Here is a 26,099-nt window from a genome sequence, read left to right as displayed (position 1 = left end):
TCAGACGCCCGGGTCGCGCACGCGCTCGAAACGCTCGAACTCGCGGTTGATCCAGCGCCCGTCGCGCCGCTCGGTGCGGCGGATGTAGACGGTCTGCACGATGTCCCGCGTGTGGGCGTCGATCTCGATCGGGCCGCGCGGGCTCTCGAACTTGAGGCCCCGGAAAGCATCGACCAGACGTTCCCCGCTCGCGTTGCCGCGCGCAGAAGGCGATGTCATCGCGGCATCGATGGCCGCGAGCGCGTCGTGCGCCGCCACCGCGAAATAGGCCGGCCGCAGATGGCTGCCGTATTCCGTCTCGAAGACGCCCGTGAAGCGGCGGTTGGCCGGCGATTCATGGGCGAACGAGTAGTGGTGGCTGGTCACCAGGCCATCGGCCAGTTCGCCGATGCCTTCGAGGTAGTGGTCGTCGGTGGCATCGCCGGTCGCGAGCAGGCGGATGCCGGTGTCGGCCATGCCGCGGTCGCGCCAGAACTTGAGGAACGTCGTGGGCATCTGCCCCGAGGGCAGGAAGAAGAACACCGCCTGCGGCTTGAGTTCGCGCAGCCGCAGCATGTAGGCCGAGTAGTCGAGCGTGTTGAGCGGCACCCGCAGCATCGCGCCGACCTGGCCTCCGCCGGCGGTGATGCCCGCGACGAAGGCGCTTTCGGCATCGACCCCCGAGGCGTAGTCGGCGACCACCGTGCACACGTCGCGCAGGCCCTGCTGCAGCGCCCAGCGCGCGAGCGGCAGCGTGACCTGGGCGATGGTGAACGACAGCCGCACGGCATAGGGACAGCGCGCCGTGATGCCCGAAGACGCCGCGTTCATCACCACCAGCGGCAGCTTCGCCTGCGCGGCGATGGTGCCGACGGCGTACGCGTTGGAGCTGAAGTCCAGGCCGGCGAGCAGATCGACGCGCTCGTTCTCCACGAGATCCTGCGCATTGCGGCGCGCCTGCTCGGGCGCACTGCCCGGCACGTCGCGGCGCAGCAGTTCCACCGGCCGCCCCGCGATCTGCTGGTTGTGCGCGGCCAGCCAGACCGACATGCCCGCATCGAACTGGCGCCCGCCGCCCGCATAGGGGCCGGACCAGGAACCGATGACGCCGATGCGCAGCGGACGAACCCGTGCGAGGACCACGGAAGGCGCCGCCAAGGCGCCCGCAAGCAAGCCCAAAGTACGCCTGCGCACGGGATCGAATGCTACTTTTTCAGTAGCATCATTCGCCCGCTGGACGGGCGTTTCAAGCGGTCTTGTCTCGAAAACTTGCACGGCGGACAGTGTAAGCGGGCACTGTCCGCGGGCCAACGCGGGAGGAACCCTCAGACCTTAGAGAAATCGGGCTTCCGCTTCTCCATGAACGCGCCGAACGCTTCCTTGGCAGCCGGCTCGCGCAGCATGCGGCCGAAGCTCACGCCCTCTTCGCCCATGCGCTCGAGCACGGCCGGCAGCTGCGCTTTCTTCAGCAGGCGCTTGGTCTCGACCAGCGCGCTCAGCGGCTTGGCCGCGAGCTTGCGGGCCTGCGTCTGCGCGATGCCGTTGGCTTCGGTCGGCGGCACCACGCGGTTGACCAGGCCCACCTCGAGCGCGGCCTCGGCCATGAAAGGCTCGCCCAGCAGCAGCGCCTCAGCCGCGCGGTGGTAGCCCAGCATCTGCGGCACGAGCAGGCTCGACGCCGCTTCGGGGCACAGGCCCAGGTTCACGAAGGGCATCGAGAACGCCGCGTTGTCGCCCGCATAGACGAGGTCGCAATGGAACAGCATCGTGGTGCCGATGCCCACGGCCGGGCCGCAGACGGCCGCGACGATGGGCTTCGGAAAGGTGGCGATGCCGCGCAGGAACCGGAACACCGGCGATTCCTGGGTGGCGGGCGGCGCGTTGAGGAAGTCGCCGATGTCGTTGCCCGCGCTGAAGATCGTCGGGTCGCCCTGGATCAGCACGCAGCGCACGGCCGCTTCGCTTTCGGCCGTGGCGAGCGCATCGGCCAGCTCGGCGTACATGCTGCTGGTGATCGAGTTCTTCTTGTCGACGCGGTTGAAGGTGATGGTCATCACACCGGCTTCGGTGTGGACGAGGATGTCGCTCATGGGAATGGTCCTTGGATAAAAACGGTTGTCGACGACGCTCAGGCGTCGAGTGCTTCGCGCACGAAATCGAGACGGTCCTGGCCCCAGAACATCTGGTCGCCGACGAACATGGTGGGAGCGCCGAACACACCGCGCTCCACCGCTTCCTGCGTGACGGCCTTGAGGCGGTCTTTCACTTCCTGCGCGCCGGCCAGCGCGAGCAGCGCAGTGGCGTCGAAGCCCGCATTTTGCAAGACGGCGCCGACCGTCGCCGGGTCGTTGAGGTTCTGCGGCTCGACCCACATCGCGTGGTAGATCGCATCGACGTACGCGCCGAAGCGTTCGGGCTCCTTCATCTGCAGGCCGGTGGCGCCGCGCATCAGCAGCAGCGTGTTGATCGGGAAGTGCGGGTTGTGCACGAACGGCACGCCGTAGCGCCTGGCGAAGCGCTTGAGGTCGATGTTCATGTACGGGCCCTTGGGCTTGATCTCGGCGGGCGAATGGTTGCCGGTGGCCTGGAACACGCCGCCCAGCAACATGGGCTTCCACACCAGCTCGGCGCCGGTGTCCGCGCACACGTGCGGCAGCTGGGTCGCGGCCAGGTAGGCGGCGGGGCTGCCGAAGTCGAAATAGAACTCGACGGTCTTTGTCATGGGCGTCTCCGGATCTCTTGATTTGTTTGTCAGAACTTCTCGGACCAGGGCCGCAGGTCCAGCTCGTGCGTCCACGCATCGCGCGGCTGCGAATGCAGCATCCAGTAGCTGTCGGCGATGTGGTCCGGGTTCAGGATGCCGTCGCTCTCCTTGAGCGCATAGCGCTCGGGGAAGTTGCTGCGGATGAACTCGGTGTCGATGGCGCCGTCGACCACCACATGCGCGACGTGAATGCCTTGCGGCCCCAGTTCGCGCGCCATCGACTGGGCCAGTGCGCGCAGCGCCATCTTCGCGCCCGAGAACGCGCCGAAGTTCGCTGCACCGCGCAGCGATGCGGTGGCACCGGTGAAGATGATCGTGCCGCGATGCCCGCCCTTCGGCACTTCGCGCGCCACCATCCGCTTGGCCACTTCGCGCCCATTGAGGAAGCCCGAGAAGCAGGCCATCTCCCACACCTTGAAGTACTTGCGCGCGGTCTCGGTGAGGATGCTCTCGGGCACGTTGGCGCCGATGTTGAACACCATCACCTCGATGGGGCCGACCGTCGATTCGATCTGCTCGATGAGCGCAACGACCTCTTCCTCCTTGCGCGCATCGCAGGCGAACGCATGGGCGCGGCCGCCGTCGGCCTCGATCTGCGCGACCAGCGGTTGCAGCTTGTCGAGGCTGCGGCGCGTGACGCAGGTGGCGAAACCCTCGCGCGCGAAGCGGCGGGCGATGGCGCCGCCGGTGGCATCGCCGGCGCCGACGATGAGCGCGGCTTTCTGGAGAGCGGCCATTTCTATTCCTTGTAGTAGACGATCTGGTTCGAGGTGGCGAGCAACACGCCCTTCTCGCTCCACAGATGCGCTGTCTGGTCGAAGAACCCGTTGAAGAACTGCTGCCCCGCCGCGCGGCCCAGCAGGTAGCCCGTGCCGACCTCGGCCAGTTGCTCCGGCCCGGCGTGGAAATAGGTGGTGATCGACACCGTGCCTGCCGGCACATGCTTGGCGCGGCGCAGCCACACGCGCGGATAGAACATGTCGCTCATCGCGGCGAGCGAAGGAAAGTCGAGCGGCCGCGGTTGCGCATCGCGCAGCCAGATGCGGGTTTCGCTGTGCTGCAGGTTGCCGTCCCACTTCGCGGGAATGCCGCCGCTGAACGGGCGCATCTCGTACTGGTTGATCCAGGCCACGCCGGACGGGCCGATGCTGATGCGCTCGACCATCTCGGGTTTCGGTGCCTCGGGCATCGGCATGTCGCTTTCGCCCCAGGTGTCGCGGCGCGCGGCCGTCACCACGGTGGCGGTGGTGGTCATGTTCGGCGCGCCGCTCGCGCCGGCCTGCGTGATCTGCACGGTCCAGTGCTGCGTCGAGCGGTTGGTGCGCACGGCCGTGGCCTGGATGTCGAACGCGCCGGCTTCGAGCGCGGCCGCGTAGTTGACGGTCAGCGCGATGGGCGTGCCGAGCAGGTCGGGGTGCCGCAGCACCGCTTGCAGCACGAGGGCCGCGGTGGTGCCGCCGAAGGGACCGACCATGTTCCAGTAGTCGGGGCTGGTCATGCCCGTGAAGTGGCCCACGCGGATATCGCTGTGGTGCAGGGCCAGGGCCTTGTCGAAGGGGTGTTGCGTGCTGCTCATGGTGCTTGCAGTGTGCCTCCGGAGGATGGCGTCACGCAGTCGTGTGCGGGACGTTGGCGTGCTGCACCGCGGCAGGGGCGGTCAGTGCAGCCAGCCGGTGGAGCTTGTCCACCACGCTCGGCCAGAGGCTCTGGCTGAACTGCTCGCGGAAGAAGCCGAAGTGGCCGATGCGCCGCGCCTGCACGTCGGCCGGCGCGATGCGCTCGACCGCGCTCGGCGCGCCCGCATAGAAGCTCACGAGGCTCTCGGTGCCCGCGAGCGTCATGAGTTCGTCGTCGGTGATCGACAGCGCAAGCACCGGGAAGCGCACGCGCCCGTAGCTCTGCTGCGCCAGCTCGCCCTCGGCGCCCAGGCTGTAGCGCGGGTTCAGGCACCACCGGCGCCATTGCAGGATCACGCCGCGCGGCAGGTCGCCGACCTTCTTCAGCTTGCGGCCAGGGAAGTAGCCGCACAGCCGCGTGACCAGCGGCACCAGCACGAACCAGAAGTAAAGGATGCTGCGCCGCAGCTTCGGCGCGTTCTCGCGCCAGTAGCCGCTGCCGGCCGCGATGCTCACGAGGCCCGCCACCTGCTCAGGGCGCTGCAGGAAGCCCGGCAGCTGCGCGCCGAGGCTGTGGCCCAGCAGGTAGAGCGGTTCATCGGGCAACGCGGCCTTGGCGGTGTCGATCACGGCTTCGTAGTCACGCGCCCAATCGAACAGATCGGCCTTGAAGCCGCGCAGCGGCGCATCGCCGAGCGATTCGCCGGAGCCTCGGTAGTCGAAGGTCCAGACGCGCAGGCCTTGCCGGGCGAGCCACTGCGCGAAGGGTTCGTAGAACGACTGGCGCACGCCCATCGCGCCACCGATCACGATGCTGGCGCGCGGTGCGCCGGCGGGCTCGTAGCGGCGAACCGCCAGTTGTTTCGCGCCGCCGTCGACCCGGAGCTGCTGCGTCTGCATGAAGTTGTCTCCTTCGTTGCGCAGGCACTCGTCGTGGTGCCTTGCGCGTTGCCGATCAGACGCGTTCGAAGATCCCGGCAGCGCCCTGCCCCATGCCCACGCACATCGTGACCATGCCGTACTTCAGGTTCTCGCGGCGCAGCGCGTGCACCACGGTCGCCGCGCGGATCGCGCCGGTTGCGCCGAGCGGATGGCCCAGTGCAATCGCGCCGCCCATCGGGTTGACCTTCGACGGATCGAGCCCCAGCGTGTTGATCACCGCGAGCGATTGCGCGGCGAAGGCTTCGTTGAGCTCGAACCAGTCGATGTCCTCGTGCTTCAGCCCCGCATAGCGCAGCGCAGCCGGAATGGCCTCGATCGGGCCGATGCCCATGATGTGCGGCGGCACGCCCTTGCTCGCGAAGCTCACGAAGCGCGCGAGCGGCGTGAGGCCATATTGCTTGACGGCCTTCTCGCTCGCCAGGATCAGCGCGCCCGCGCCGTCGGAGGTCTGCGAGCTGTTGCCCGCCGTCACGGTGCCGCGCGCGGCGAACACGGTGCGCAGCTTGGCCAGGCCCTCGAGGCTGGTGTCGGGGCGCGCGCCTTCGTCGAGGTTCACGGTGCGGGTCTTGGCGATCGACTCGCCGGTCTCCAGGTTGGGCGTGCGGTCGGTCACCTCGATGGGCGTGATCTCGTCCGCGAACTTGCCGGCCTTCTGCGCGGCCAGTGCCTTCTGGTGCGAGGCGAGCGCGAATTCGTCCTGCGCCTCGCGGCTCACCTTCCATTGCTGCGCGACCTTCTCGGCCGTGAGGCCCATGCCGTAGGCAATGCCCACGTCGCCTTCGCGCTCGAAGATGGAAGGCGACAGCGACGGCGAGTTGCCCATCATCGGCACCATGCTCATGCTCTCGACGCCGGCCGCGATCATCACGTCGGCCTCACCGACGCGGATGCGGTCCGCGGCCATCTGCACGGCCGACAGGCCCGACGCGCAAAAGCGGTTGACGGTGATGCCGCCGATGCTGGTCGGCAGGCCCGCCAGCACCGCGCCGATGCGCGCGACGTTCAGGCCCTGCTGCGACTCGGGAATCGCGCAGCCGCAGATGATGTCTTCGATGGCCTTGGGGTCGAGGCCCGGCACGGCAGCCAGCGCCGCCTTCAGCGTTGTCGCGAGCAGGTCGTCGGGACGGTAGTTGCGGAAGTAGCCGCGGTGGGATTTGCCGATGGGGGTGCGGGTGGCGGAGACGATGTAGGCGTCTTGGATTTGTTTGCTGCTCATGAGGAAGCTCCTGGATTTTCTTGCTCCTTCCCCTCCCGGGGGAAGGCTGGGATGGGGGCCGACGGCGTCAATTCAGCGAGCCGGTTGGCGATGGCCTGGCGCACCCCATCGAGATTGATGAACGGTTCGTTCGATGCGAAACGCAGCACATCGAAGCCTTGCGTACGAAAAAACGCATCACGCTGCGCGTCGTAGCCTTGTTGGGTGCGATGCTGCGATCCGTCGAGTTCGACGATCAGTTTCGGTTCGAGGCACGCGAAATCGGCGATGTAGTTACCCAACGGATGCTGACGACGAAACTTCACACCCAGTTGCTCTGCGCGCAGTCCACTCCAGAGCTTGCGCTCCGAATCGGTCATCTCGCGGCGAAGCGCCTGTGCATTCGCGCGGGCGTTGGGGGTGGACTGGTTTCGCATCGTGCTTGAGTGGAGAGCCCCCATCCCGGCCTTCCCCCGGAAGGGGAAGGAGGAAGAGGAAGACTCAGGTTAGTTCCGCACCGGTTTCCCCGTACTCAACATCCCCATGATCCGCTCCTGCGTCTTGGGATGCACGATGAGCGAGCAGAACGCCTTGCGTTCCAGCGTCATCAGGTATTCCTCGGTCACGAGGGAGCCCGCGTCCACGTCGCCGCCGGTGACCACGTTCGCGATCAGGCTCGCGATGTGGAAGTCGTGCGCGCTGATGAAGCCGCCGTCACGCATGTTCACCAGTTGACCCTTGATCGTCGCGGCGCCGCTGCGGCCCGCCACGCGGAAGGTGCGGCGCAGCGGTGCGCGGTAGCCGGCGTCGGCCATCGCCTTGGCCTGCTGCAGCGCGACGTAGAGCAGCTCGTCCTTGTTCGGCACGATCACGTCGCTGTCGAGCAGGTAGCCGAGCTTCTTCGAATCGAGCGCGCCGGTGCCGACCTTGGCCATCGCCGCAGCGGTGAAGCCTTCGGTGAGGAAGGGCAACAGGTCGGTGCCCGTCGAAGCCGATGCGTTCTCCGCAGCGCGGCGTGCGATGTAAGTCAGCCCGCCCGCGCCGGGGATCAGGCCCACGCCCACTTCCACGAGGCCGATGTAGCTTTCCATCGCAGCCACGCGCTTGGCCGAATACACGGCCAGTTCGCAACCGCCGCCCAGCGCCAGGCCGCGCACGGCCGAGACGACCGGCACGCTGGCATAGCGGATCTTGAGCATCACGTTCTGCAGCTCTTCTTCCGCGCCTTCGACCGCGCCGATGCCAGCGACCACGAAGGCCGGCAGCATCGCCTGCAGGTCGGCGCCGACCGAGAACATCTCGTCGGGCGACCAGATCACCAGGCCCTTGTATTCAGCCTCAGCCAGCTCGACCGCGGCGCCCAGCGCTTCGGCCACGTCGGGACTGATGGCGTGCATCTTCGAATGGATGCTCGCGATGAGCACTTCGCCGTCGAGCGTCCACACGCGCACATCGCCTTCGTCGCTGATCGTCGTGCCAACGGTGTTGGCATCGGGCGCGTTCGCGCCGAGCACGCTCTCGGGGAACAGCTGGCGGTCGTGCACCGGGAGCTTCCGTTGCGGAACGAACTGGCCTTGCGACGCGCTCCACGAGCCTTCGGGCATGTGCACGCCGCCGGCCTTGGCCACTGCGCCTTCGAACACCCACCTCGGCAACGGCACCGTGCTCAATGCCTTGCCCGCATCGATGTCTTCCTGCACCCACTTGGCGACTTGCGCCCAGCCGGCTTCCTGCCAGAGTTCGAACGGGCCCTGCTTCATGCCGAAGCCCCAGCGCATCGCGAAGTCGATGTCGCGTGCGCTCTCGGCGATGTCGGCCAGGTGCACGGCGGCGTAGTGGAAGCCGTCGCGCAGGATCGCCCAGAGGAACTGGCCCTGCGGCCCTTCGCTCTCGCGCAGGAGCTTCAGGCGTTCGCCCGCGGGCTTCTTGAGCATGCGGCCGTACACCTCGTCGGCCTTCGCACCGGCGGGCACGTACTCGCCGCTCTTCAGGTCGAAGCGCAGGATGTCGCGGCCCACCTTCTTGAAGAAACCGGCCTTGGTCTTCTGGCCGAGGTTGCCCAGCTCGAGCAGCTTGGCAAGCACCGGCGGCGTCGAGAAGTTGGCGTAGAACGGATCGCTCTCGGCGTTCAGGTTGTCCTGCAGCGTCTTCACGACATGGGCCATCGTGTCCAGGCCCACCACGTCGGCGGTGCGGAAGGTGCCCGAGCTCGCGCGGCCCAGCTTCTTGCCGGTGAGGTCGTCCACCACGTCGGGCGTGAGGCCGAACTTCTCGACTTCCTTCAGCGTCGCCAGCATGCCGGCGATGCCGACGCGGTTGGCGATGAAGTTGGGCGTGTCGTGCGCGCGCACCACGCCCTTGCCGAGCGTGCTGGTGACGAAGGCCTCGAGGTCGTCGAGCACCTGGGGCTGCGTGGTGGGCGTGTTGATCAGCTCCACCAGGAACATGTAGCGCGGCGGGTTGAAGAAGTGAATGCCGCAGAAGCGCGGCTTCAATGCTTCAGGCAACGCCTCGCTCAGCTTGGTGATCGACAGGCCCGAGGTGTTCGAGGCCAGGATCGAATGCTTGGCCACGTGAGGCGCGATCTTCTTGTAGAGATCGAGCTTCCAGTCCATGCGCTCTGCAATCGCTTCGATGATGAGGTCGCACTCGCCGAGCTTGGCGAGGTCGTCGTCGTAGTTGGCCTGCTCGATCAGGCCCGCATCGGCCACATCGCCGAGCGGCGCGGGCTTGAGCTTCTTGAGGTTGTCGATGGCACGCGTGACGATGCCGTTCTTCGGGCCTTCCTTGGCCGCCAGGTCGAACAGCACGACGGGCACGCGCACGTTGACGAGGTGGGCCGCAATCTGCGCGCCCATCACGCCGGCGCCGAGCACGGCGACCTTCTTCACTTGAAATCGGGACATGTTGCTTGGTATTTCTTCGGTTGAAAACGCGCGGCAGGGTTACTGCGCGCGGGTCCAGGTTTGAGTGCGCCAGAACGGGCCCAAGTAGCCGCGCACCTCGAGCTTCTTGCCGTCGTCGATGGGCGTGAAGCTCGCGCGGTATTCCTTGCCGTTCTCGGGGTCGAGGATCTTGCCGCCTTCCCAGACGTCCTTGCCCTCGGCCTTCTTGCCGCCACGGATGATCTCCAGGCCCGTGATCGGCTTGCCCTTGCGGTCGTCGCTGCATTCGTCGCAGGTCGCGTCGGGCTTGGTGTCTTTCTTCAGCGACTTCTCGATGCGGCCGCTGAGCGCGCCGTTGGTCTCGGCGATACGGATCTCGGCCTTGACCTCGCCGGTCTTGTCGTCAGCGTTGCGCCACAGCCCCACCGGGGTGCTCTGTGCCATGGCCGTGAAAGAAGTAGCGGCGAGGACGATGGCTGCAAGTGTCGTTTTCATGAGCGGCTCCCGGTTGGACGATGAAGAAAGACAGTGGCCTCAGGCCAGCGCGGCGTCGGTGTCCATCAGGACCTTGCTGCCGGCGCGCGCGGTGCGCATCAGCGTCGCGGTCTCGGGGAACAGCTTGGCGAAGTAGAAGCGCGCGGTCTGCAGCTTGGCGACGTAGAACGGGTCGGCGTTGCCGGCCGCAATCTCGCGCAGCGCCACCTGCGCCATGCGGGCGAACAGGTAACCGAACACGAAGTGGCCGGCCACGCGCAGGTAGTCCACCGCGGCGGCGCCCACTTCGTCGGGGTTCTGGAAGCCCTTGAAGCCGATCTCGGTCGTGAACTTGGTGAGCTGGTCGCCCAGCATCGCGATCGGGTTGATGAACTCGGCCATCTTCTCGTTCACGCCCTCTTCTTCCACCAGCCTGGCCACGAGCTTGCCGAACTTCTTGAGCGACGCGCCGTTGTTGCCAAGGATCTTGCGGCCCAGCAGGTCCAGCGACTGGATCGTGTTGGTGCCTTCGTAGATCATGTTGATGCGGTTGTCGCGAACGAACTGCTCCATGCCCCATTCCTTGATGAAGCCGTGGCCGCCGAACACCTGCATGCACGAGTTGGTCGCGATGTGGCCGTTGTCGGTGATGAAGGCCTTGACGATCGGGGTCAGCAGCGCGACGAGTTCGCCCGAGTCCTTGCGCACCTTTTCGTCGGGGTGGTTGTGCTCCTTGTCGAGCAGCAGCGTGCAGAAGATCTGCAGCGCGCGGCCGCCTTCGGCATACGCCTTGGCGGTGAGCAGCATCTTGCGCACGTCGGGGTGCACGATGATCGGGTCGGCTTCCTTATCCTTGGCCTTCACGCCCGAGAGCGAGCGCATCTGGATGCGGTCCTTGGCGTAGGCCAATGCGTTTTGATAAGCCACTTCGGTGAGGCCCAGCGACTGGTTGCCCACGCCCAGGCGTGCGGCATTCATCATCACGAACATCGCGGCCAGGCCCTTGTTGGGTTCGCCCACCAGCGTGCCGGTGGCGCCTTCGATCACGATCTGTGCGGTGGCATTGCCGTGGATGCCCATCTTGTGCTCGAGACCTGCGCAGAAGATCGGGTTGCGCTCGCCGAGCGAGCCATCGGCCTTCACCTTGAACTTCGGCACCACGAACAGGCTGATGCCCTTGCTGCCCTTGGGCGCGTCCGGCAGGCGGGCCAGCACCAGGTGAATGATGTTGTCCGTCATGTCGTGCTCGCCGGCCGAGATGAAGATCTTGCTGCCGGTGATGCGGTAGGTGCCGTCGGCCTGCGGCTCGGCCTTGGTGCGCAGGAGGCCCAGGTCGGTGCCGCAGTGCGGCTCGGTCAGGCACATGGTGCCGGTCCATTCGCCGCTCGTGAGCTTGGGCAGGTAGGTCTTCTTCTGTTCTTCGGTGCCGTGCGCCTTGAGGGCTTCGTACGCGCCGTGCGAGAGGCCGGGGTACATGGTCCAGGCCTGGTTGGCGCTGTTGAGCATTTCAAACAGGCACTGGTTCACCACGAACGGCAGGCCCTGGCCGCCGAAGGCCGGGTCGCACGACAGCGCGGGCCAGCCGCCTTCGACGTACTTGGCGTAGGCGTCCTTGAAGCCCTTGGGCGTCTTGACCTCGTGCGTGGTCTTGTCGAGCACGCAGCCTTCTTCGTCGCCGCTGATGTTCAGCGGGAAGGTCACTTCGGCGGCGAACTTGCCGGCCTCTTCGATCACCGCGTTGATGGTGTCGGCGTCGGTTTCGGCATGAGCCGGGAGTGCCTTGAGTTCTTCGGTGACGTTGAGCACTTCGTGCAGCACGAACTGCATGTCGCGCACGGGTGGGTTGTAGGTAGGCATCCGGGACTCTCCTGGTCGAAGCTAGATAGATGAAAAGAAAAAAAGGGGAAAGCGAAAACGGTGCCGCGCGCTCAGCGCACGGGCTTCAGGCGCCGGCCGGCGGGCGCGGGTGCGGCAGCGGCCGGGTCGACCGGCGCATCGGGCGTGGCGCTGCGCGCGAGGATGTTGTTGAAGCCGACGGTCGCGCGGCCGATGGAGCCGGGCACCTGCAGGAAGCGGGCTTCGTAGTGCAGCGCGAGGATGAGGCCGTGGATCTCGAACGCGACCTGGCGCTCGTCGGCGTCGGCGCGCAGGTGCCCTTCGGTCTGCGACTGCACGATGGCGCGCAGCACCGCCGCCTGCCAGATGCTGACCGACTCGACCAGCGCATCGCGCACGGGGCCGGGACGGTCGTCGAATTCGGAAGCGCCACTGATGTAGATGCAGCCCGAGTCGATCTCGGTCGAGGTGCGCTTCATCCAGTTGGCGAACATGGCGCGAAGGCGCGGGAGGCCGCGCGGCGCCGAGAGCGCAGGAAAGAACACCTCCTGCTCGAAACGTGCGTGATACTCGCGCACCACCGAGATCTGCAGTTCCTCGCGCGAACCGAAGTGGGCGAAGACGCCCGACTTGCTCATCTTGGTGATCTCGGCCACGGCGCCGATCGAGAGGCCCTCGAGCCCGATCTGCGCAGCCAACGCCAGCGCGGCGTCGACGATCACGGCCTTGGTCTGCTGGCCCTTCTGGGCGGCGCGGGCCGGCTTGGCGGGAACGGCATTGACAGACATCGTGGAGCTCCGAATAAAACGAACGGTCGTTCTATTTTGCGGGAGCTTTGCACTTTTGGCCGCAAATGACCTTCTATCCCTGAAGGTTAATTGACGCGAAGCGGGGCCACACCGACCCCACCCCGATCAGAAGTCCTGCGACACGGGCCGCACGACCACTTCGTTGATGTCCACGTTCGCCGGTTGCTCCACCGCATAGACCACTGCGCGGGCGATCGCATCGGACGGGATCTGGTTCGCGTCGTAGAACGCCTTCACGCCGGCCGCGGCTTCGGCATCGGTGCTGCCGAACTTCAGTTCCGACTCGACCGCGCCGGGCGACACGACCGTCACGCGCACGCCGCTGTTGCCCATTTCCACGCGCAAGCCCTCGGAGATGGCGCGCACCGCATGCTTGGTCGCGCTGTAGACCGTGCCGATCGGCGTGAACACCTTGATGCCCGCGATCGACGCGACATTCAGGATGTGCCCGCTGCCCTGCGCCTGCATGCGCGGCAGCACCGCGGCGATGCCGTAGAGCACGCCCTTGATGTTGACGTCGATGGTGCGGTCCCACTCGTCGACCTTGAGCTTCTCGATGGGCGACAGTGGCATCACGCCCGCGTTGTTGACCAGCACGTCGATGCGGCCGAAGGCTTCGACCGTCGCGGCGGCGAGCTTTTCCAGGTCGGCGCGTTGCGCCACGTCGGTGGCCACGGCGATGGCTTCGCCGCCGGCTTCGCGGATCTCGGCGACCACCTTGTCGAGCCGGTCAGTGCGGCGTGCCGCGAGCACCACCTTGGCGCCGCGCGCGGCCAGGTGGCGCGCCGTGGATTCCCCGATGCCGCTGCTCGCGCCGGTGACGATGGCGACCTTGCCCTTGATGTTGTCTTGAACGGATGTCATGGAGAAATTCCTTTCGGATGTGTTGAAGAAGTGCATGCAGTGTGGAAAATCCACGCGTTCCAGTAAATGAAACTCTGGCGACTTCAGAATTCCTCAACAAGGAACACCTCATGTCCAACCGCCTCGAAGCCTTGCGCGTGTTCTTCACCGCCGCCGACGCCGCCAACTTCCGCGAGGCGGCGGTACGCCTGTCAGTCTCACCGCAGGTGGTGACGCGCGCGGTGCGCGAGCTGGAAGATGAACTGGGCGAGCCGCTCTTCCACCGCAGCACACGCGGCGTACAGCTGACCGATTTCGGCCGGCAGCTCGCACAGCGTGCCCGCATCGCGGTGGGCGGCGTCGATGCGCTGTTCCACCGCACCGACCGGCGCGCGCTGTCGCAGCACGCGGGCACGGTGCGCGTGACCGCACCCAATGTCTACGGCCGCCGGCTGATTCCCGAGGCGCTGGCGCCGATGCTGGCCGCGCATCCGGGCCTGGTGCTCGACCTGCGGCTGTCGGAAGAACATGCCGACGTGGTCGACGAGCAGATCGACATCGGCGTGCGCGCGGGCCCGATCCGCGATGCGCGCTTCGTCGCGCGCACGGTCGGCCGGATGCAGCTGCGCGTGGTGGCAACACCGGCGCTGATCGCGCGCACCGGCATCCCGAAGAATCTCGAGGCACTGCCCGGCTTTCCGCTCACCGCACTGCTGGACCGCAGCGTGGGCCGACCCTGGTCCTGGTTCTTCAGCAAGGGGCGGCAGATGCCCGTTGCCGCGCCGGCCTTCGTCACCGACGACGTCGATGCCGAGTGCGCCGCGGTGCGCGCGGGCCTGGGCTTCGGCCAGCTCGCGGGGCCGCTGGCCGAGCCGCTGATCGCGTCGGGCGAACTGGTGGAGGTGCTCGAGGCCGAGGCGCCCGAACCCTGGCCGATCCATGTCTACCGCTCGCAGCGCGCGCCGGTGCCGGCGCGCGTGCGGCTGGTGTACGACGAGCTGATCCGCGCGTTGCGCTGAGGCGCGCCCTCAGTCGTACTTCTGCCCGGTGCGCATCAGCTCGGGCGTGCCGATCACCTCGTTGAGTGCATCGAAGTCCAGCATCTGCGGCCGCCACGGCTGCGTGGTGCGGTGCTTGTGCAGGCTCCCGTAGTAGCCCTGCAGCGTGTGCGCCACCGCGCGCGCGGTGCCGCCCGGGAAGATCGCGATGCGAAAGCCGTGCTTCTGCAGCGCGTCCGCATCCTGGATCGGCGTCTTGCCGCCTTCGACCATGTTGGCCAGGAGCGGCACGCGGTCGCCGAAGCGCTGGCAGGCCGCATCCATCTGCTCGGGCGAGCGCAGCGCCTCGATGAAGAGCGCGTCCACGCCGCAGGCGAGGTACGCCTCGGCGCGGTCGAGCGCGGCCTCGAGCCCTTCGACCGCCACCGCATCGGTGCGCGCGAGGATCAGCGTGTCGCTCGATGCGCGCGCGTCCAGCGCGGCCTTCAGTTTGCCGACCATCTCGCGCTCGGGCACCACGGCCTTGCCGTCGAGGTGGCCGCAGCGCTTGGGAAAGGTCTGGTCCTCGATCTGCACCATCGCCGCGCCCGCGCGCTCGAAGCCGCGCACGGTGCGCTGCGTGTTGAGCGCATTGCCGAAGCCGGTGTCGGCATCGACGATCACCGGCAGGCTCACCCGCTCGGTGATGCGCGCGAGCGTGTCGGCCACCTCGGTGAAGGTGGTGAGGCCGACGTCGGAGCGGCCCAGCCGCGTGTAGGCGATGGAGGCGCCCGAGAGGTACAGCGCCTCGAAGCCGGCCTGCTCGGCCACCAAAGCGCTGAGCGCGTCATACACGCCGGGCGCAAGCACGATGTCGTTGCGCGCGAGCCGGGTCTTGAAGGAAGGGTTCGTCATCTGGACGCTTTCGTCGAATGGATCAATGCGGCAGCCGTGCGCGCCGCGATGTAGCCGCCGGCCACCGCGCTCAGCAGGCCGTTGCCGGAGAGATAGCCCCACACCGCATCGCCCGACACGCCGCCCGCCGCGCCACCGGCGGCGAGCAGGTTGGCGAAAGGCGTGCCGTCGTGGCGCAGCACGCGCATGTCGGGTGCGGTGTCGAGGCCGCCTTGGGTGTGGAAGAGCGCGCCCGTCACCTTCACCGCGAAGTACGGGGCGTCGAGTGCGCGTGTGAACATGCGGCCATCGGGCGGCGAGCCGTCGCGCATGGCGTCCAGCGTGCCTTGCAGCACCGTGGGCTCGCAGCCGATGCAGTCCGCGAGCGCGGCGACGGACTCGCAGCGACGCAGGGCGCCCGCCGCTTCCGCATCGCAGAAGTCCGGGAAGCCACGCGCCAGCGCGAGCAGCGGCGCATCGAACACATTCCACGCGATACCGCCCGGCTGCGCGAGCACATGCACCGCCGCTTCCGAGTAGCCCTGCGTCTCGTCATGGAAGCGCCGGCCCTCGCAGTTGATCTGTACGCCGCCTTCCATCATCACGGCCCACGACATCAACGCCCCTTGCGGCGTGACCCATGAGCCGTGGCCCTGGTAGCCGCCGAGATCGCGCAGCCGCGCGCCCAGCGATTCGCCCCAGAGGATCGCGCTGCCGTCGTTGCCGGTATGGCCGCCAAAGATCGCTTCCGCCATCTCGGGCAGCAGCGCGCGGACCATCTGCGCATTGCCGCCGAAGCCGTTGCAGGCCAGCAGCAATGCGTCGCAAGCCAGCGTCTCGCGGCTGCCGCCAGGTCGGGCGTAGTCAATGCCGATCACGCGGTCTTCTGCATCAAGCATCAGCGTATCGACCAGCGCCTGCGTCAGCACGGGAATGCCCGCGGCCTCAACGGCCGACTGCAACGCGGCCATCAGCGACGCACCCGTCTTCTGCGGCAGCGCGTGCATGCGATGCACGCTGTGCCCCGGATAGAGAAAGCCGTCGAGCAGCATCCACTGCAGGCCATGCCGTTCCTGCAGCGCATCGAGCGCCGGCCCGATGGACTCTGCATAGGCCTCGACCAGCGCAGGCGACGCGCGCCCGTGGGCCTTGGCCTGGATGTCTGTGGCGAAGCGCTCGGCGCTGTCGTCGCGCACGCCATGCGCGTGCTGCGTGCGGGTGCCGGGCGCGGGAATGAATCCCGATGACAGCGCGGTCGATCCGCTCGGCAGCGCATCGCGCTCCAGCACCACGCACGCCACGCCCGCATCGGACAGCATCAGCGCGGCCGTGAGCCCGCAGGCGCCGCCGCCGACGATGGCGACCGGCACATGCACGTCGGCTTCGACCTGTGTCGCGCGGCGGATGAGGCGCGAAGGGCTTCCAGTCATGCGAGCGATGCGGTGAAGGCCGCGCAGTCCGTCACCTCGGCCACGTTGCGCATGTCGGCCAGCGAGGTCTGGTGGCGCTCTTCGCCGAAGGCCGCGCAGCCATCGGCGAGCACCAGCGTGCGGTAGTCGCGCATGTGTGCATCGCGCACCGTGCTCGCGACGCCGCCGTTGGTGACGATGCCGCAGACCGCCACGGTGTCGATGCCCGCGCGGCGCAGCACCCAGTCGAGCTGCGTGTTGAAGAAGGCCGAGTACGCGACTTTGCTGACTGTCACGTCGACCAGCCCGGTGAGCGCATCGACGTTCGCCTGCCCCCAACTGCCCGGCGCGAAGTCACCCTTCTTCAGGTACGGGCGCAGCGCCTTGAGATGCGGCGACACCATCGGCTCGCCGCCCGCGTCGGGCCACAGCGTGAACTGGCTCGCGACCACCAGGCCGCCCGCCGCCTTGAGCGCACGCGCCACCCCGGCCACGCGCGCCGGCAGCAGCAACGCCGGCGGGTTGGTGTCGCCGCCGCGCGCGTAGGCACCCTTCGCATCGAGAAAGTCGTTCTGCAGGTCGATGATGACCAGCGCCGTCTTCGCGGCGAGCGGCTTCGTCGCTTCGCTCATGACAGCCTCACCAACAGGTTGCCGTGCGCATCGACCTCGGCATGGAAGCCGGGCTCGAGCCACACGGTGGTGTCGGCCTGCTCCAGGATCGCAGGCCCTTCGATGCGCGCGGCCACCGGCAGCTCGAGCCGCGCATAGCGCACGGCCTCGTGCCACTGGCCGTGGTGGAACACGCGCTGCGTGCCCAGCGGCGCGGTGCTGCCCTCCCCTTCGGGCGCGAGCACCTTCAGGTCGAACTTGGGCCGCACGCCGATGCGCGCGTAGCGCAGGTTCATCACGCGGATCGGAATGCCTTCGAGCACGCGGCCGAACGCGGCCGTGTAGCTCGCTTCGAACGCGGCGCGGATCGATGCGGCCGTGAGCGGCGCCTTGCCCGCATCGGCGAGCACCACGGGCAGCGTGTGCGTCTGGCCTGCATAGAGCATGTCGAGCGCGATCACCTCGCGCACTTCGTCGAAGCGCACGCCGGAGGAATCGAGGCGCTGCTGGCAGCTCGCGGCCAGTTCGTCGATGCGGCGCTGCACGTCACCCACGTCGAGTTCGGTCAGCGGCTTGTTGAGCGTCTGCACCGCGTCGTGGCGCATGTCGGCGATCACGCAGCCCAGGGCCGAGGTCACGCCGGGGTAGCGAGGCACGATGCCCGTGGCGACGCCCACCTCGCGCATCATGGCGCACACATGCAGCGCGCCACCGCCCCCGAAAGGCATGTAGGCGAAGCGGCGCGGGTCGTGGCCGCGCTCGATGGACACGAGGCGGATCGCGCCCGCCATGCGCGCATTGGCCACCGTGAGAATCGCCTCGGCCGCGGCGTGCACATCGAGGCCCAGCGGGCGCGCCACGTGTTCCTCGATGGCCTGGCGCGACTTCTCCGCATCGAGCGCCGCAAGCAGGCCGCCGCCCAACGGACGGTCCGCCGCGATCCGCCCCAACAGCACGTTCGCATCCGTCACCGTCGGCCGCATGTTGCCGCGCCCGTAGCAAGCCGGCCCGGGCACGCTGCCGGCCGACTCGGGGCCGACCTGCAGCATGCCGCTCGCATCCACGGACGCGATGGAGCCGCCGCCGGCGCCGATGGTCTCGATCTGGATCATCGGCGAACGGATCACCATGCCGAACTCGATGGCGGTCTGCGCGGCCAATGCGGCCTCGCCGTTCGCCACCAGCGACACATCGAACGAGGTGCCGCCCATGTCGCCGGTGATCGCATTCGGAAAGCCCGTCGCACGCGCAATCGCCGCGCAGGCGATCACGCCAGCCGCCGGGCCCGACAGCGCCGTGCGCACCGGAAGGTCGCTCGCGGTCTGGCGCGACATCACGCCGCCGTTGCTCTGCACCACCAGCAGTTCGCCCGCAAAGCCCTGCCCGCGCAGGTCGGATTCGAGCCGACCGAGGTAGCTGCCCACCACCGGCTGCAATGCGGCGTTGAGCGTGGCGGTCGAGCAGCGCTCGAATTCGCGGATCTCGGGCAGCACTTCGCTCGCCGAGGTGACGTGCGGGTTGGGCCAGAGCTCGCGCACCGCCGCGACGGCCAGGCGCTCGTTCTCGGGGTTCGCGTAGGTGTTGATGAAGAACACGCACACGGCCTCGCAGCCTGCTTCGAGCAGCGAGCGCGCCTCGGCGCGCACCTGTTCCAGATCGACCGCGGTGTGCAGCGTGCCGTCGGCGAGCACGCGCTCGTCCACTTCGCGGCGCAGGTCGCGCGGCACCACGGGCGTGAAGCTGCCGCGCAGGCCCCAGGTCTCGGGGCGATCGCGGCGGCGCATTTCCAGCACGTCGCGGAAACCGCGCGTGGTGATGATGCCGGTGCGCGCCACCTTGCGTTCGAGCAGCGCATTGGTGCCGACCGTGGTGCCGTGCACGATGGTGGAAATGTCGGCGGCCGAATCGGCCACGCGCGCCACGCCATTCATGAAGCCGCGCGCTTCCTCGCCGCGCGTGGAGGGCACCTTGACGATGCGCGCCGTGCCATTCGCTTCGTCGAGCACGAAGAGGTCGGTGAAGGTGCCGCCGACATCGACGCCGACGACAAGGGATTTACCGGAGGAAGTCATTCGGACGCTTTCTTGTCGCTGCTGCCGTTCGTCACATAGCCCATCGCGCTGTCGGCCGCGCGCTGCGGCGCGGGCCGCTCGGCGGCATGGCCCCAACCGCCGCCGCCGGGCGTTTCAAGCCGCACGCGTTCGCCGCGCGCGAGCTGGATGCCGCGCATCTTCGAGACCATGGGCGGCGTGTGCCACGTGCCTTCGTTCTCGTAGCTGAATTTGTTGACCGCGCCTTCGCCGCCGCCCGCGATGCCCTTGGGCGGCGAGGTGCCGCGTTCGCCGAAGACGAACACTTCGGCGTCTTTCTCCAGCAGTTCGATCTCATACACGGCGCCGAGCCCGCCCCGGTGCTTTCCGTCGCCGCCTGAATCGGCGCGCAGCGACCATTCGGTGAAGCGCACCGGATAGGCGGCTTCGAGGATCTCGAGCGGCGGAATCGTCGCGGTCGAGATCGGCGCGTTGCCGTGCGAGAGCCCGTCGCCGCCCGAATGACCGCCATGCCCGCCGCCGAAGAAACTGAACATCACCCAGCGCTGGCCTTCGCGGCCCTTGTCGCTGCGATGGCCCGCGATCGACAGCGCGTTGATCGTGCCGTAGGCCTGCGCCACGGCGCGTGTCGAGTCGGCCTGTGCCGCGGCGCTGAAGATCACGTCGATCATGCGCAGGATGGTCTCGGTGTAGCCGCCGACCGGGCGTGGACGCTCGCAGCTGATCACCAGCTTGTCGGGGATGTTGAAGTCCACCGCGTCGAGCACGCCGGCGTTGGCGGGCACATCGGGGAACAGGTGCTTGAGCGCGACGTAGCACGCGGCCACCGCGGTGGCGCGCGAGATGTTCACCGGCCCCGCGCATTGCGGCGAGGTGCGCGAGAAGTCGAGCAGCAGCCGGTCGCCGGCCACCGTCATGTCCAGCGCGATGGTCAGCGGCTCGTTCGTGATGCCGTCGTTGTCCAGCACGTCCTCGAAGCTGTAGCGGCCGTCGGGCAGCGAGGCGATGTGCGAGCGCATCAGGCGCAGCGCGCGGCTGCGCAATTCGCCGAGCGCGTTCAGCACCAGGTCGTCGCCGTACTCGTCGAGCAGGCCGTTCAGGCGCTTTTCGCCGAGCTCCAGCGCCGCGAGCTGGCCGTTCAGGTCGCCCCACAGGCTGTCGGGCAGGCGCGTGTTGGCCTGCAGGATGGCGAGCACGTCGGCATCGAGCACGCCGTCGCGCACGATGCGCACGGGCGGAATCTGCACCGCCTCCTGCCAGCACTCGGTGGCGGCCGGGTTGTAGTTGCCGGGCACCGCGCCGCCCACGTCGTGCCAGTGCGCGGCCGAGGCCATGTAGCAGTAGAGCTTGCCGCTCCGAAAGAAGGGCTTGACCAGCTTGAAGTCGTTGGCGTGCGTGCCGCCGTCGTAGGCGTCGTTGCTGATCCAGATGTCGCCGTCCTTCATGCCGCCGCGCGGCTCGGCCGCCTTGGCGGTCGCACGCACTGCGAAGGCCATGGCGCCGACGAACACCGGCAGGCCCGACTTGCCCTGCACCAGCGTGTCGCCGCTCACCGCGTCGTACAGGCCGTGGCAGGCGTCGTGCGCCTCGGCAATGATGGGATTGAACGCGCTGCGGTAGAGCGTCGCGTCCATCTCGTCGGCCACCTGTTCGAGGCGGCCGCGCAGCACGGCGAGCGTGACGGGGTCGAGTGTGTTGTTCATGTTCAGTCCACTTTCGCGCCACTGGCCTTGACGACCTTGGCCCATTTGTCGATCTCACGTTTGACGTGCGCTGTGAATTCGGCCTGCGTGGAGCCCACCGGCTCCGCGCCGAGTGCCGCGAGCTTCTCGCGCACGTCGGGCAGCTTCAGGATGCGCTGCACCTCGGCCGAGAGCTTGTCCACCACCGGCTGCGGCGTGCCCTTGGGCGCGAACAGGCCCGACCACGCGTCGGCGTAGAAGCCCGGATAGGTTTCCGCGATGGTCGGCAGATCGGGCAGCGACGGCGAACGGCGCAGGCTGGTGAGCGCAATGGCACGCAGCTTGCCGGCCTTGACGTGCGGCAGCGCCGAGGGCAGCCCGTCCACCATCATCTGCACCTGCCCCGCGAGCAGGTCGGACACGGCCGGCGCGCTGCCCTTGTAGGGCACGTGCGTGATGTCGACGCCGGCATCGGACTTGAGCATCTCCATGCCCAGGTGCGCTGCCGTGCCGTTGCCGAGCGACGCGTAGTTGAGCTTGCCGGGCTCCTTCTTCGCGAGCGCCACGAGCTCGGCCAGGTTCTTCGCCGGCACTGACGGATGCACCACCAGCACGTTGGGCACCACGGCCACCTGGCTGATGGCGACGAAGTCGGCCACCGGGTCATAAGGCATCTTGCTGTAGAGCGAGGTGTTGATGGCGTGCGAGCCGGTTACGCCCATCACCAGCGTGTAGCCATCGGCCGGCGACTTGGCGACGAGGTCGGAGCCCACGTTGCCGCCCGCGCCCGCGCGGTTGTCGACCAGCACGGGCTGGCCCCAGTGCTCGCTCATCTTCACCGCGACCAGGCGCGCCGCCGCATCGGTGGCGCCGCCCGGCGGGAACGGCACGACGAGGCGGATCGCCTTGTTCGGAAAGTCGCTGGCCTGCGCGGCGGCAACCAGCGGCAGACAGACCAGGAGCGAGCTCGCGAGATAGCGCAGGAGTTTCATGATGGGGTGGGATGTGAGAGTGAGAAGTGGGTCAGGCCGCGAGCACTTGCCACAGCGCGCGCAGGGCGGTGTCGGCGGGCGCATCGAGTGCGGTGTCGCAGAAGCGCGCGGCGTTCGGGGCCGCAACGCTGTGCGCGGCGTAGTGCGTGAACTTGGCGGCGAGCGCCGCGCGATCGAGCGGTTGGGCCGCATCGCCCGCGACGGTGCCCACGGTGTGCTGCAGCGTGCCGCCGGCACGCGTCACGGTCAGCGTGGCGCCGCGCTGCTTGCGCGCCGTCAGGTCCGCATCGGTTTCGAGCACGACCAGCGCTTCGAGCCGCCGCAGCTCGGCGTCGTCGAAGCGCGGTGCGGCATAGACCGAGGGATCGACATCGCCGAAGCGCAGCATCGCCGCAACGCCGAACGACAGGCTGAACTGCGCCTGGATCGGCGTGCGCGGCGCGCGGTTGCCGCAGTAGACGATGGCTTCCTCGTACACGGTGAGCACGATGGCTTCGATGCCGGCGGTGTCGCCGGCCAGCTGCTCGCGGATCTCGCGTGCGGCGGTGGCGCCGTAGTGCACATGGCGCACGGCCGCGAAGGGCTTGATGTAGGCGTCCTGCAACAGCGGCGATGCCGCATCGGGCAACGGCTGCGCGGTCGCGGCCGAATGGGTTTGCGCGTATTGGGCCAGCGCGCCTTCAGGCGCGTCGATGCCGGCCGCGCTGGCGAAGGCCGCCTGCAGGCCCAGCGATGCGCTGTGGCCGAGGTAGGTGTTGCGCGCGGTGCGGCCCTCGCGCACCGGGAGGTACAGGCTGGTCGCCAATTGGCAGGCCGCGATGTCGATGGCCTGCACGATGCCCGCCGGCGCCAGACCGAGCAGGTGCGCGACACCCGCCGCCACGCCGAGCGCGGGCCAGTTCGCATCGACATGCATGCCGGGCCGGATGCGCAGCCAGGCGCCGCAGCGCGCGCCGACCTCGTAGCCGAGCACGAAGGCATCGACGAACTCGCCGAGGCTCGCATCGCGCCGCAGCGCCAGCGGCAGCAGCGCCGCCACCAGCGGCACGCCGGGGCGGCCGTGCGCGAGCGCGTGGCCTTCGCAGGCCTCGTCCCAGGTCGCGGCCATGGCCAGCACCTGCGCGGCGGCCTGCACACCCATCGCTGCGCCGCTGGGGAAAGCGAAATCGCCGGGCTCGCAGGCGCCGAGCGCCGCTTCGAGCCGCCGCACCTCGTCCGCATGCCGGCCCGCGAGCGCGCAGCCGACCGTGTCGACCAGCAGGCGCCGTGCCTGCAACGCGGCGCCGGCCGTCGCAGGCTGCGCCGCGTGCAGCGCCACCACGGCCTGCAGCACCGCGCGTTGTGGGTCGGTTTCAGCGGGCATCGGCTTCTTTCTTCGCGGCCATGCGCTGGCGCAGGAGGCGCAGCAGCCCGCCGGCATCGACCATGTCCATGAGGAAACCCGGCACGGGTTCGCAGGCAAGCGTGCGTCCTTCGGCATTGCGCAGGGCGGGGGTGCGGGTGTCCAACGCGATGCGTTCTCCATCGCCCAGCGACTCAGCTTCGGCACAGGTCAACAACAGCAGGCCGACGTTGAAGGCATTGCGGAAGTACAAGCCGCTGTACGACGGCGCGATCACCGCCGCCACACCGAGCTGCACGAGCACGGCCGCGGCCTGCTCGCGCGAGGAGCCGATGCCGAAGTTGGGTCCGGCCACGATCACGTCGCCCGGCTGCACTTCGCCTGCGAACTCGGGACGCACGGCTTCGAGACAGTGCTTCGCGATGATGTCGATGCCGTGCTTCATCGCGTGGCCAGGTGCCAGCGCGTCGGTGTCGACATCGGCGCCCAGGCGCCAGACACGATGCAGGGTCTGGGTGTTCATGCGAGCACCTCGCGCGGATCGGTCACGCAGCCGCGCAATGCAGCCGCCGCCACCGTGTAGGGCGAGCCCAGATAGACCTGCGCGGTCGGCGAGCCCATGCGCCCCTTGAAGTTGCGCGCGGTGGTCGAGATGACAGTGACGTCGTCGCCCATCGGGTCGCCATAGCCGGAGCAGGCGCCGCACGCGGTGGGAAAGAGCTCGGCCCCCGCGTCCATCAGCACCTGCAGCACGCCCTCTTCGCGTGCCTGTTCCTGGTCGCGAATGCTCGCGGGCGCCACGATGAGGCGAATGCCGCTCGCCACCTTGTGGCCGCGCAGCACCTGCGCGGCGGCGCGCAGGTCGTCGAGCTTGGCGCCCGTGCAGGCACCGATGTAGGCCACGTCGACGTGCGTGCCCACGTACCGGCTCACGCCGTGCGCGTTGGCCGGGCTGTGCGGCGCGGCGACATACGGTTCGAGCGTGGAGGCATCGAAGCGATGGTCGATGAGCGCGGCGTCTTCGTCGGTAAACCACGGCGCCATGTCCACGGGTGGTGCGCCCGCGCCGGCCAGGAACTCGGCCGTGGTCGCATCGGGTGCGATCAGCCCGGCCTGCGCACCCAGCTCGGCGCTCATGTTCGAGAGCGTCATGCGCTCCTGCATCGACAGCGCGGTGACCGCGGGCCCCGCGAACTCGACCGCCTGGTAGCGCCCGCCGTTCATGCCGAAGCGGCCGATCATGTGCAGCATCATGTCCTTGGCGGTCACGCCTGCGGGCAGTGCGCCGTCCCACCACATGCGGATGGTCTCGGGCACGCGCAGCCAAATCTCGCCGGTGACCATCACGCCCAGCATCTCGGTGCTGCCGATGCCGAACATGTAGGCGCCGAACGCGCCGCCCGTGGGCGAGTGCGAATCGCCACCCACGCACAGCATGCCGGGGCGAATATGGCCGTGCTGCGGCACCACGACGTGGCAGATGCCCTGGCTGTCGTACACATGCGGCAGTTGCTGATCACGCGCCCAGTCGCGCGCGATGCGCACGATGCGGCGCGAGTCGTCATCGCGCTCGGGCACGTAGTGGTCCATGACCAGCACCACGCGCGAGCGGTCCCAGATCTGCGCGCCGAGTTCCTCGAGCATGGGCTTCAGGCGCCGCGGGCCCGAGGAGTCGTGGAACATCGCCATGTCGACGCCGCAGGTCACGATCTCGCCCACCGACACCCGCTCGCGTCCGCTCGCGCGTGCGATGAGCTTCTGCGCCAGCGTCTGGGCCGGCGCGCGGGTTGGAGCCATCGGTGTCATTCCGGCTTGGCTCCCGAGAACTTGACGACCTTGGCCCAGCGCGTGATCTCGCTCTGCACGAACGCGGAGAACTGCTCGGTCGAGTTGCCGACCGGGATCGCGCCCTCGGTGTCCAGGCGCTGGCGCATGTCGGCCTGCTGCAGTGCATGGCGCGCGGCATCGCCGATCTGCTTCACACGGTCCGCGGGCATGTGCGCAGGGCCGAAGAGGCCGAACCATGCGCTGGATTCGTAGCCGGGCAACGCCTCGGCAATCGCCGGCACGTTCGGAAAGGCCGGCAGCCGCTTGGCCGTGGTCACGCCCAACGCCTTGAGCTTGCCGGCCTGGATGTGCGCCTTGACGTTGCCCACGGCCGCGAACATCAGCTGTACCTGGCCCGCGAGCACGTCCTGCACGGCGGGCGAGGTGCCCTTGTAGGGGATGTTCACGATGTCCACGCCCGACTGCATCTTGAAGGCCTCGCCGGCCATGTGCAACGAGGAGCCCACCGCGCCGATCGCGAAGTTCAGTTGCCCCGGCTTGGCCTTGGCGAGCGCGATGAGCTCGCGCACGTCCTTCGCGGGCAGCGACGGGTGCGCGACCAGGATCGACGGCGACGTCGCCACGCAGGTGAGCGCGGTGAAGTCCTTCACCGGGTCGAAGGGCAGCGTCGGGTAGAGCGTGGCGTTGATCGCGTGGCTGGTGAAGCTCATCAGGAGCGTGTTGCCATCGGGCGCGGCCTTGGCGACCGCATCGGCGGCGATGTTGCCGCCGGCGCCGGGCCGGTTCTCGACGATGACCGTGCGGCCGAGCGCCGGGCCCATGCTCACGGCGAGCGAGCGCGCGAGCGTGTCGGTCGAGCCGCCCGCGGGCGCGCCGACGAGGATGCGCACCGGCGCATTGCCGATCTGTGCGAAGGCGCCGCCGGCCCATGCCGCGGCCAGCGACGAGAGGAGGATGTCGCGTCTTTTCATGTGTTGTTCTCCGGGGAAATCGTGGGGTGTTCGCGGGGG

Annotated in this window: 24 protein-coding genes; 1 reads left to right on the top strand and 23 read right to left on the bottom strand. The window is 68.4% G+C overall.

Annotated features, from left to right (window positions below; genetic code table 11):
- The 13 genes from GNX71_RS04195 to GNX71_RS04135 form a co-directional block, all read right to left on the bottom strand.
- Nucleotides 1–1,158 (bottom strand): ABC transporter substrate-binding protein, encoded by a 1,158-nt coding sequence (locus GNX71_RS04195; RefSeq protein WP_206179338.1) that lies wholly within the window; start codon nucleotides 1,156–1,158, stop codon nucleotides 1–3.
- Between the two features lie 146 nt (nucleotides 1,159–1,304).
- Entirely contained in the window at nucleotides 1,305–2,069 is a 765-nt protein-coding gene (locus GNX71_RS04190) for an enoyl-CoA hydratase (RefSeq protein ID WP_206177160.1), read from the bottom strand.
- A gap of 38 nt (nucleotides 2,070–2,107) precedes the next feature.
- The gene (locus GNX71_RS04185; protein WP_206177159.1) at nucleotides 2,108–2,701 is read right to left on the bottom strand and encodes a 2-hydroxychromene-2-carboxylate isomerase; all 594 of its coding nucleotides are present in this window, start codon (nucleotides 2,699–2,701) and stop codon (nucleotides 2,108–2,110) included.
- Nucleotides 2,702–2,730: 29 nt separating this feature from the next.
- Nucleotides 2,731–3,480 (bottom strand): SDR family oxidoreductase, encoded by a 750-nt coding sequence (locus GNX71_RS04180; RefSeq protein ID WP_206177158.1) that lies wholly within the window; start codon nucleotides 3,478–3,480, stop codon nucleotides 2,731–2,733.
- A 2-nt stretch (nucleotides 3,481–3,482) separates the two neighbouring features.
- Complete coding sequence (locus GNX71_RS04175; protein WP_206177157.1) at nucleotides 3,483–4,319, bottom strand: thioesterase family protein; 837 nt, start codon at nucleotides 4,317–4,319, stop codon at nucleotides 3,483–3,485.
- Nucleotides 4,320–4,350: 31 nt separating this feature from the next.
- Nucleotides 4,351–5,259, bottom strand: a complete 909-nt coding sequence (locus GNX71_RS04170) for an alpha/beta fold hydrolase (RefSeq protein WP_206177156.1) — start codon at nucleotides 5,257–5,259, stop codon at nucleotides 4,351–4,353.
- A 55-nt stretch (nucleotides 5,260–5,314) separates the two neighbouring features.
- Complete coding sequence (locus GNX71_RS04165) at nucleotides 5,315–6,517, bottom strand: acetyl-CoA C-acyltransferase (RefSeq protein ID WP_206177155.1); 1,203 nt, start codon at nucleotides 6,515–6,517, stop codon at nucleotides 5,315–5,317.
- Nucleotides 6,514–6,933 (bottom strand): endonuclease domain-containing protein, encoded by a 420-nt coding sequence (locus tag GNX71_RS04160; protein WP_206177154.1) that lies wholly within the window; start codon nucleotides 6,931–6,933, stop codon nucleotides 6,514–6,516. Before GNX71_RS04160 ends, GNX71_RS04165 begins: the two co-directional genes overlap by 4 nt.
- A 69-nt stretch (nucleotides 6,934–7,002) precedes the next feature.
- Nucleotides 7,003–9,402, bottom strand: coding sequence for a 3-hydroxyacyl-CoA dehydrogenase/enoyl-CoA hydratase family protein (locus GNX71_RS04155; RefSeq protein WP_206177153.1), 2,400 nt, complete (start codon nucleotides 9,400–9,402; stop codon nucleotides 7,003–7,005).
- 39 nt (nucleotides 9,403–9,441) lie between these two features.
- Entirely contained in the window at nucleotides 9,442–9,876 is a 435-nt protein-coding gene (locus tag GNX71_RS04150; RefSeq protein WP_206177152.1) for a DUF2147 domain-containing protein, read from the bottom strand.
- Nucleotides 9,877–9,915: 39 nt separating this feature from the next.
- Nucleotides 9,916–11,712 carry an acyl-CoA dehydrogenase C-terminal domain-containing protein gene (locus GNX71_RS04145; protein ID WP_206177151.1) on the bottom strand — a complete coding sequence of 599 codons (1,797 nt, stop codon included), beginning with the start codon at nucleotides 11,710–11,712 and terminating at the stop codon, nucleotides 9,916–9,918.
- Between the two features lie 71 nt (nucleotides 11,713–11,783).
- Nucleotides 11,784–12,479, bottom strand: a complete 696-nt coding sequence (locus GNX71_RS04140) for a TetR/AcrR family transcriptional regulator (RefSeq protein ID WP_093441643.1) — start codon at nucleotides 12,477–12,479, stop codon at nucleotides 11,784–11,786.
- A 126-nt stretch (nucleotides 12,480–12,605) separates the two neighbouring features.
- Nucleotides 12,606–13,364, bottom strand: coding sequence for an SDR family oxidoreductase (locus GNX71_RS04135; protein WP_206177150.1), 759 nt, complete (start codon nucleotides 13,362–13,364; stop codon nucleotides 12,606–12,608).
- A 110-nt stretch (nucleotides 13,365–13,474) separates the two neighbouring features.
- On the opposite strand from GNX71_RS04135, the gene GNX71_RS04130 reads away from it, so the two are divergent.
- Nucleotides 13,475–14,362, top strand: a complete 888-nt coding sequence (locus GNX71_RS04130; RefSeq protein WP_206177149.1) for a LysR family transcriptional regulator — start codon at nucleotides 13,475–13,477, stop codon at nucleotides 14,360–14,362.
- Between the two features lie 9 nt (nucleotides 14,363–14,371).
- Here GNX71_RS04130 and GNX71_RS04125 read toward each other — a convergent pair whose 3' ends face one another.
- Genes GNX71_RS04125 through GNX71_RS04080 form a run of 10 tightly spaced genes read right to left on the bottom strand, consistent with a single transcriptional unit; the run spans nucleotide 14,372 to nucleotide 26,060 of the window.
- Nucleotides 14,372–15,235, bottom strand: coding sequence for an isocitrate lyase/phosphoenolpyruvate mutase family protein (locus GNX71_RS04125; protein ID WP_206177148.1), 864 nt, complete (start codon nucleotides 15,233–15,235; stop codon nucleotides 14,372–14,374).
- A complete protein-coding gene (locus tag GNX71_RS04120) occupies nucleotides 15,232–16,644 on the bottom strand; it encodes an FAD-dependent oxidoreductase (RefSeq protein WP_206177147.1) in 1,413 nt (470 codons plus the stop codon). The genes GNX71_RS04125 and GNX71_RS04120 overlap by 4 nt, the downstream gene beginning before the upstream one ends.
- Complete coding sequence (locus tag GNX71_RS04115) at nucleotides 16,641–17,255, bottom strand: isochorismatase family cysteine hydrolase (protein ID WP_206177146.1); 615 nt, start codon at nucleotides 17,253–17,255, stop codon at nucleotides 16,641–16,643. The genes GNX71_RS04120 and GNX71_RS04115 overlap by 4 nt, the downstream gene beginning before the upstream one ends.
- Nucleotides 17,252–19,306: a hydantoinase/oxoprolinase family protein gene (locus GNX71_RS04110; RefSeq protein WP_206177145.1), complete on the bottom strand. Its 2,055-nt coding sequence runs from the start codon at nucleotides 19,304–19,306 to the stop codon at nucleotides 17,252–17,254. The genes GNX71_RS04115 and GNX71_RS04110 overlap by 4 nt, the downstream gene beginning before the upstream one ends.
- A complete protein-coding gene (locus GNX71_RS04105; RefSeq protein ID WP_206177144.1) occupies nucleotides 19,303–20,988 on the bottom strand; it encodes a hydantoinase B/oxoprolinase family protein in 1,686 nt (561 codons plus the stop codon). Before GNX71_RS04105 ends, GNX71_RS04110 begins: the two co-directional genes overlap by 4 nt.
- 2 nt (nucleotides 20,989–20,990) lie before the next feature.
- The gene (locus GNX71_RS04100; protein WP_206177143.1) at nucleotides 20,991–21,959 is read right to left on the bottom strand and encodes a tripartite tricarboxylate transporter substrate binding protein; all 969 of its coding nucleotides are present in this window, start codon (nucleotides 21,957–21,959) and stop codon (nucleotides 20,991–20,993) included.
- 31 nt (nucleotides 21,960–21,990) lie between these two features.
- A complete protein-coding gene (locus GNX71_RS04095) occupies nucleotides 21,991–23,322 on the bottom strand; it encodes an MmgE/PrpD family protein (RefSeq protein WP_206177142.1) in 1,332 nt (443 codons plus the stop codon).
- On the bottom strand, nucleotides 23,312–23,824 hold the full coding sequence (locus GNX71_RS04090; RefSeq protein ID WP_206177141.1) for a 3-isopropylmalate dehydratase: 513 nt from the start codon (nucleotides 23,822–23,824) through the stop codon (nucleotides 23,312–23,314). Before GNX71_RS04090 ends, GNX71_RS04095 begins: the two co-directional genes overlap by 11 nt.
- Nucleotides 23,821–25,107 carry a 3-isopropylmalate dehydratase large subunit gene (locus GNX71_RS04085; RefSeq protein WP_206177140.1) on the bottom strand — a complete coding sequence of 429 codons (1,287 nt, stop codon included), beginning with the start codon at nucleotides 25,105–25,107 and terminating at the stop codon, nucleotides 23,821–23,823. The genes GNX71_RS04090 and GNX71_RS04085 overlap by 4 nt, the downstream gene beginning before the upstream one ends.
- Entirely contained in the window at nucleotides 25,104–26,060 is a 957-nt protein-coding gene (locus GNX71_RS04080) for a tripartite tricarboxylate transporter substrate binding protein (RefSeq protein WP_042580266.1), read from the bottom strand. The genes GNX71_RS04085 and GNX71_RS04080 overlap by 4 nt, the downstream gene beginning before the upstream one ends.
- Between the last annotated feature and the right edge of the window lie 39 nt (nucleotides 26,061–26,099).

The sequence above is a fragment of the Variovorax sp. RKNM96 genome, from assembly GCF_017161115.1.
Lineage (GTDB): Bacteria > Pseudomonadota > Gammaproteobacteria > Burkholderiales > Burkholderiaceae_C > Variovorax.
The sequence above is the reverse complement of the archived record's forward strand: the minus strand, read 5'-3'. Positions and strand labels throughout refer to the sequence as shown.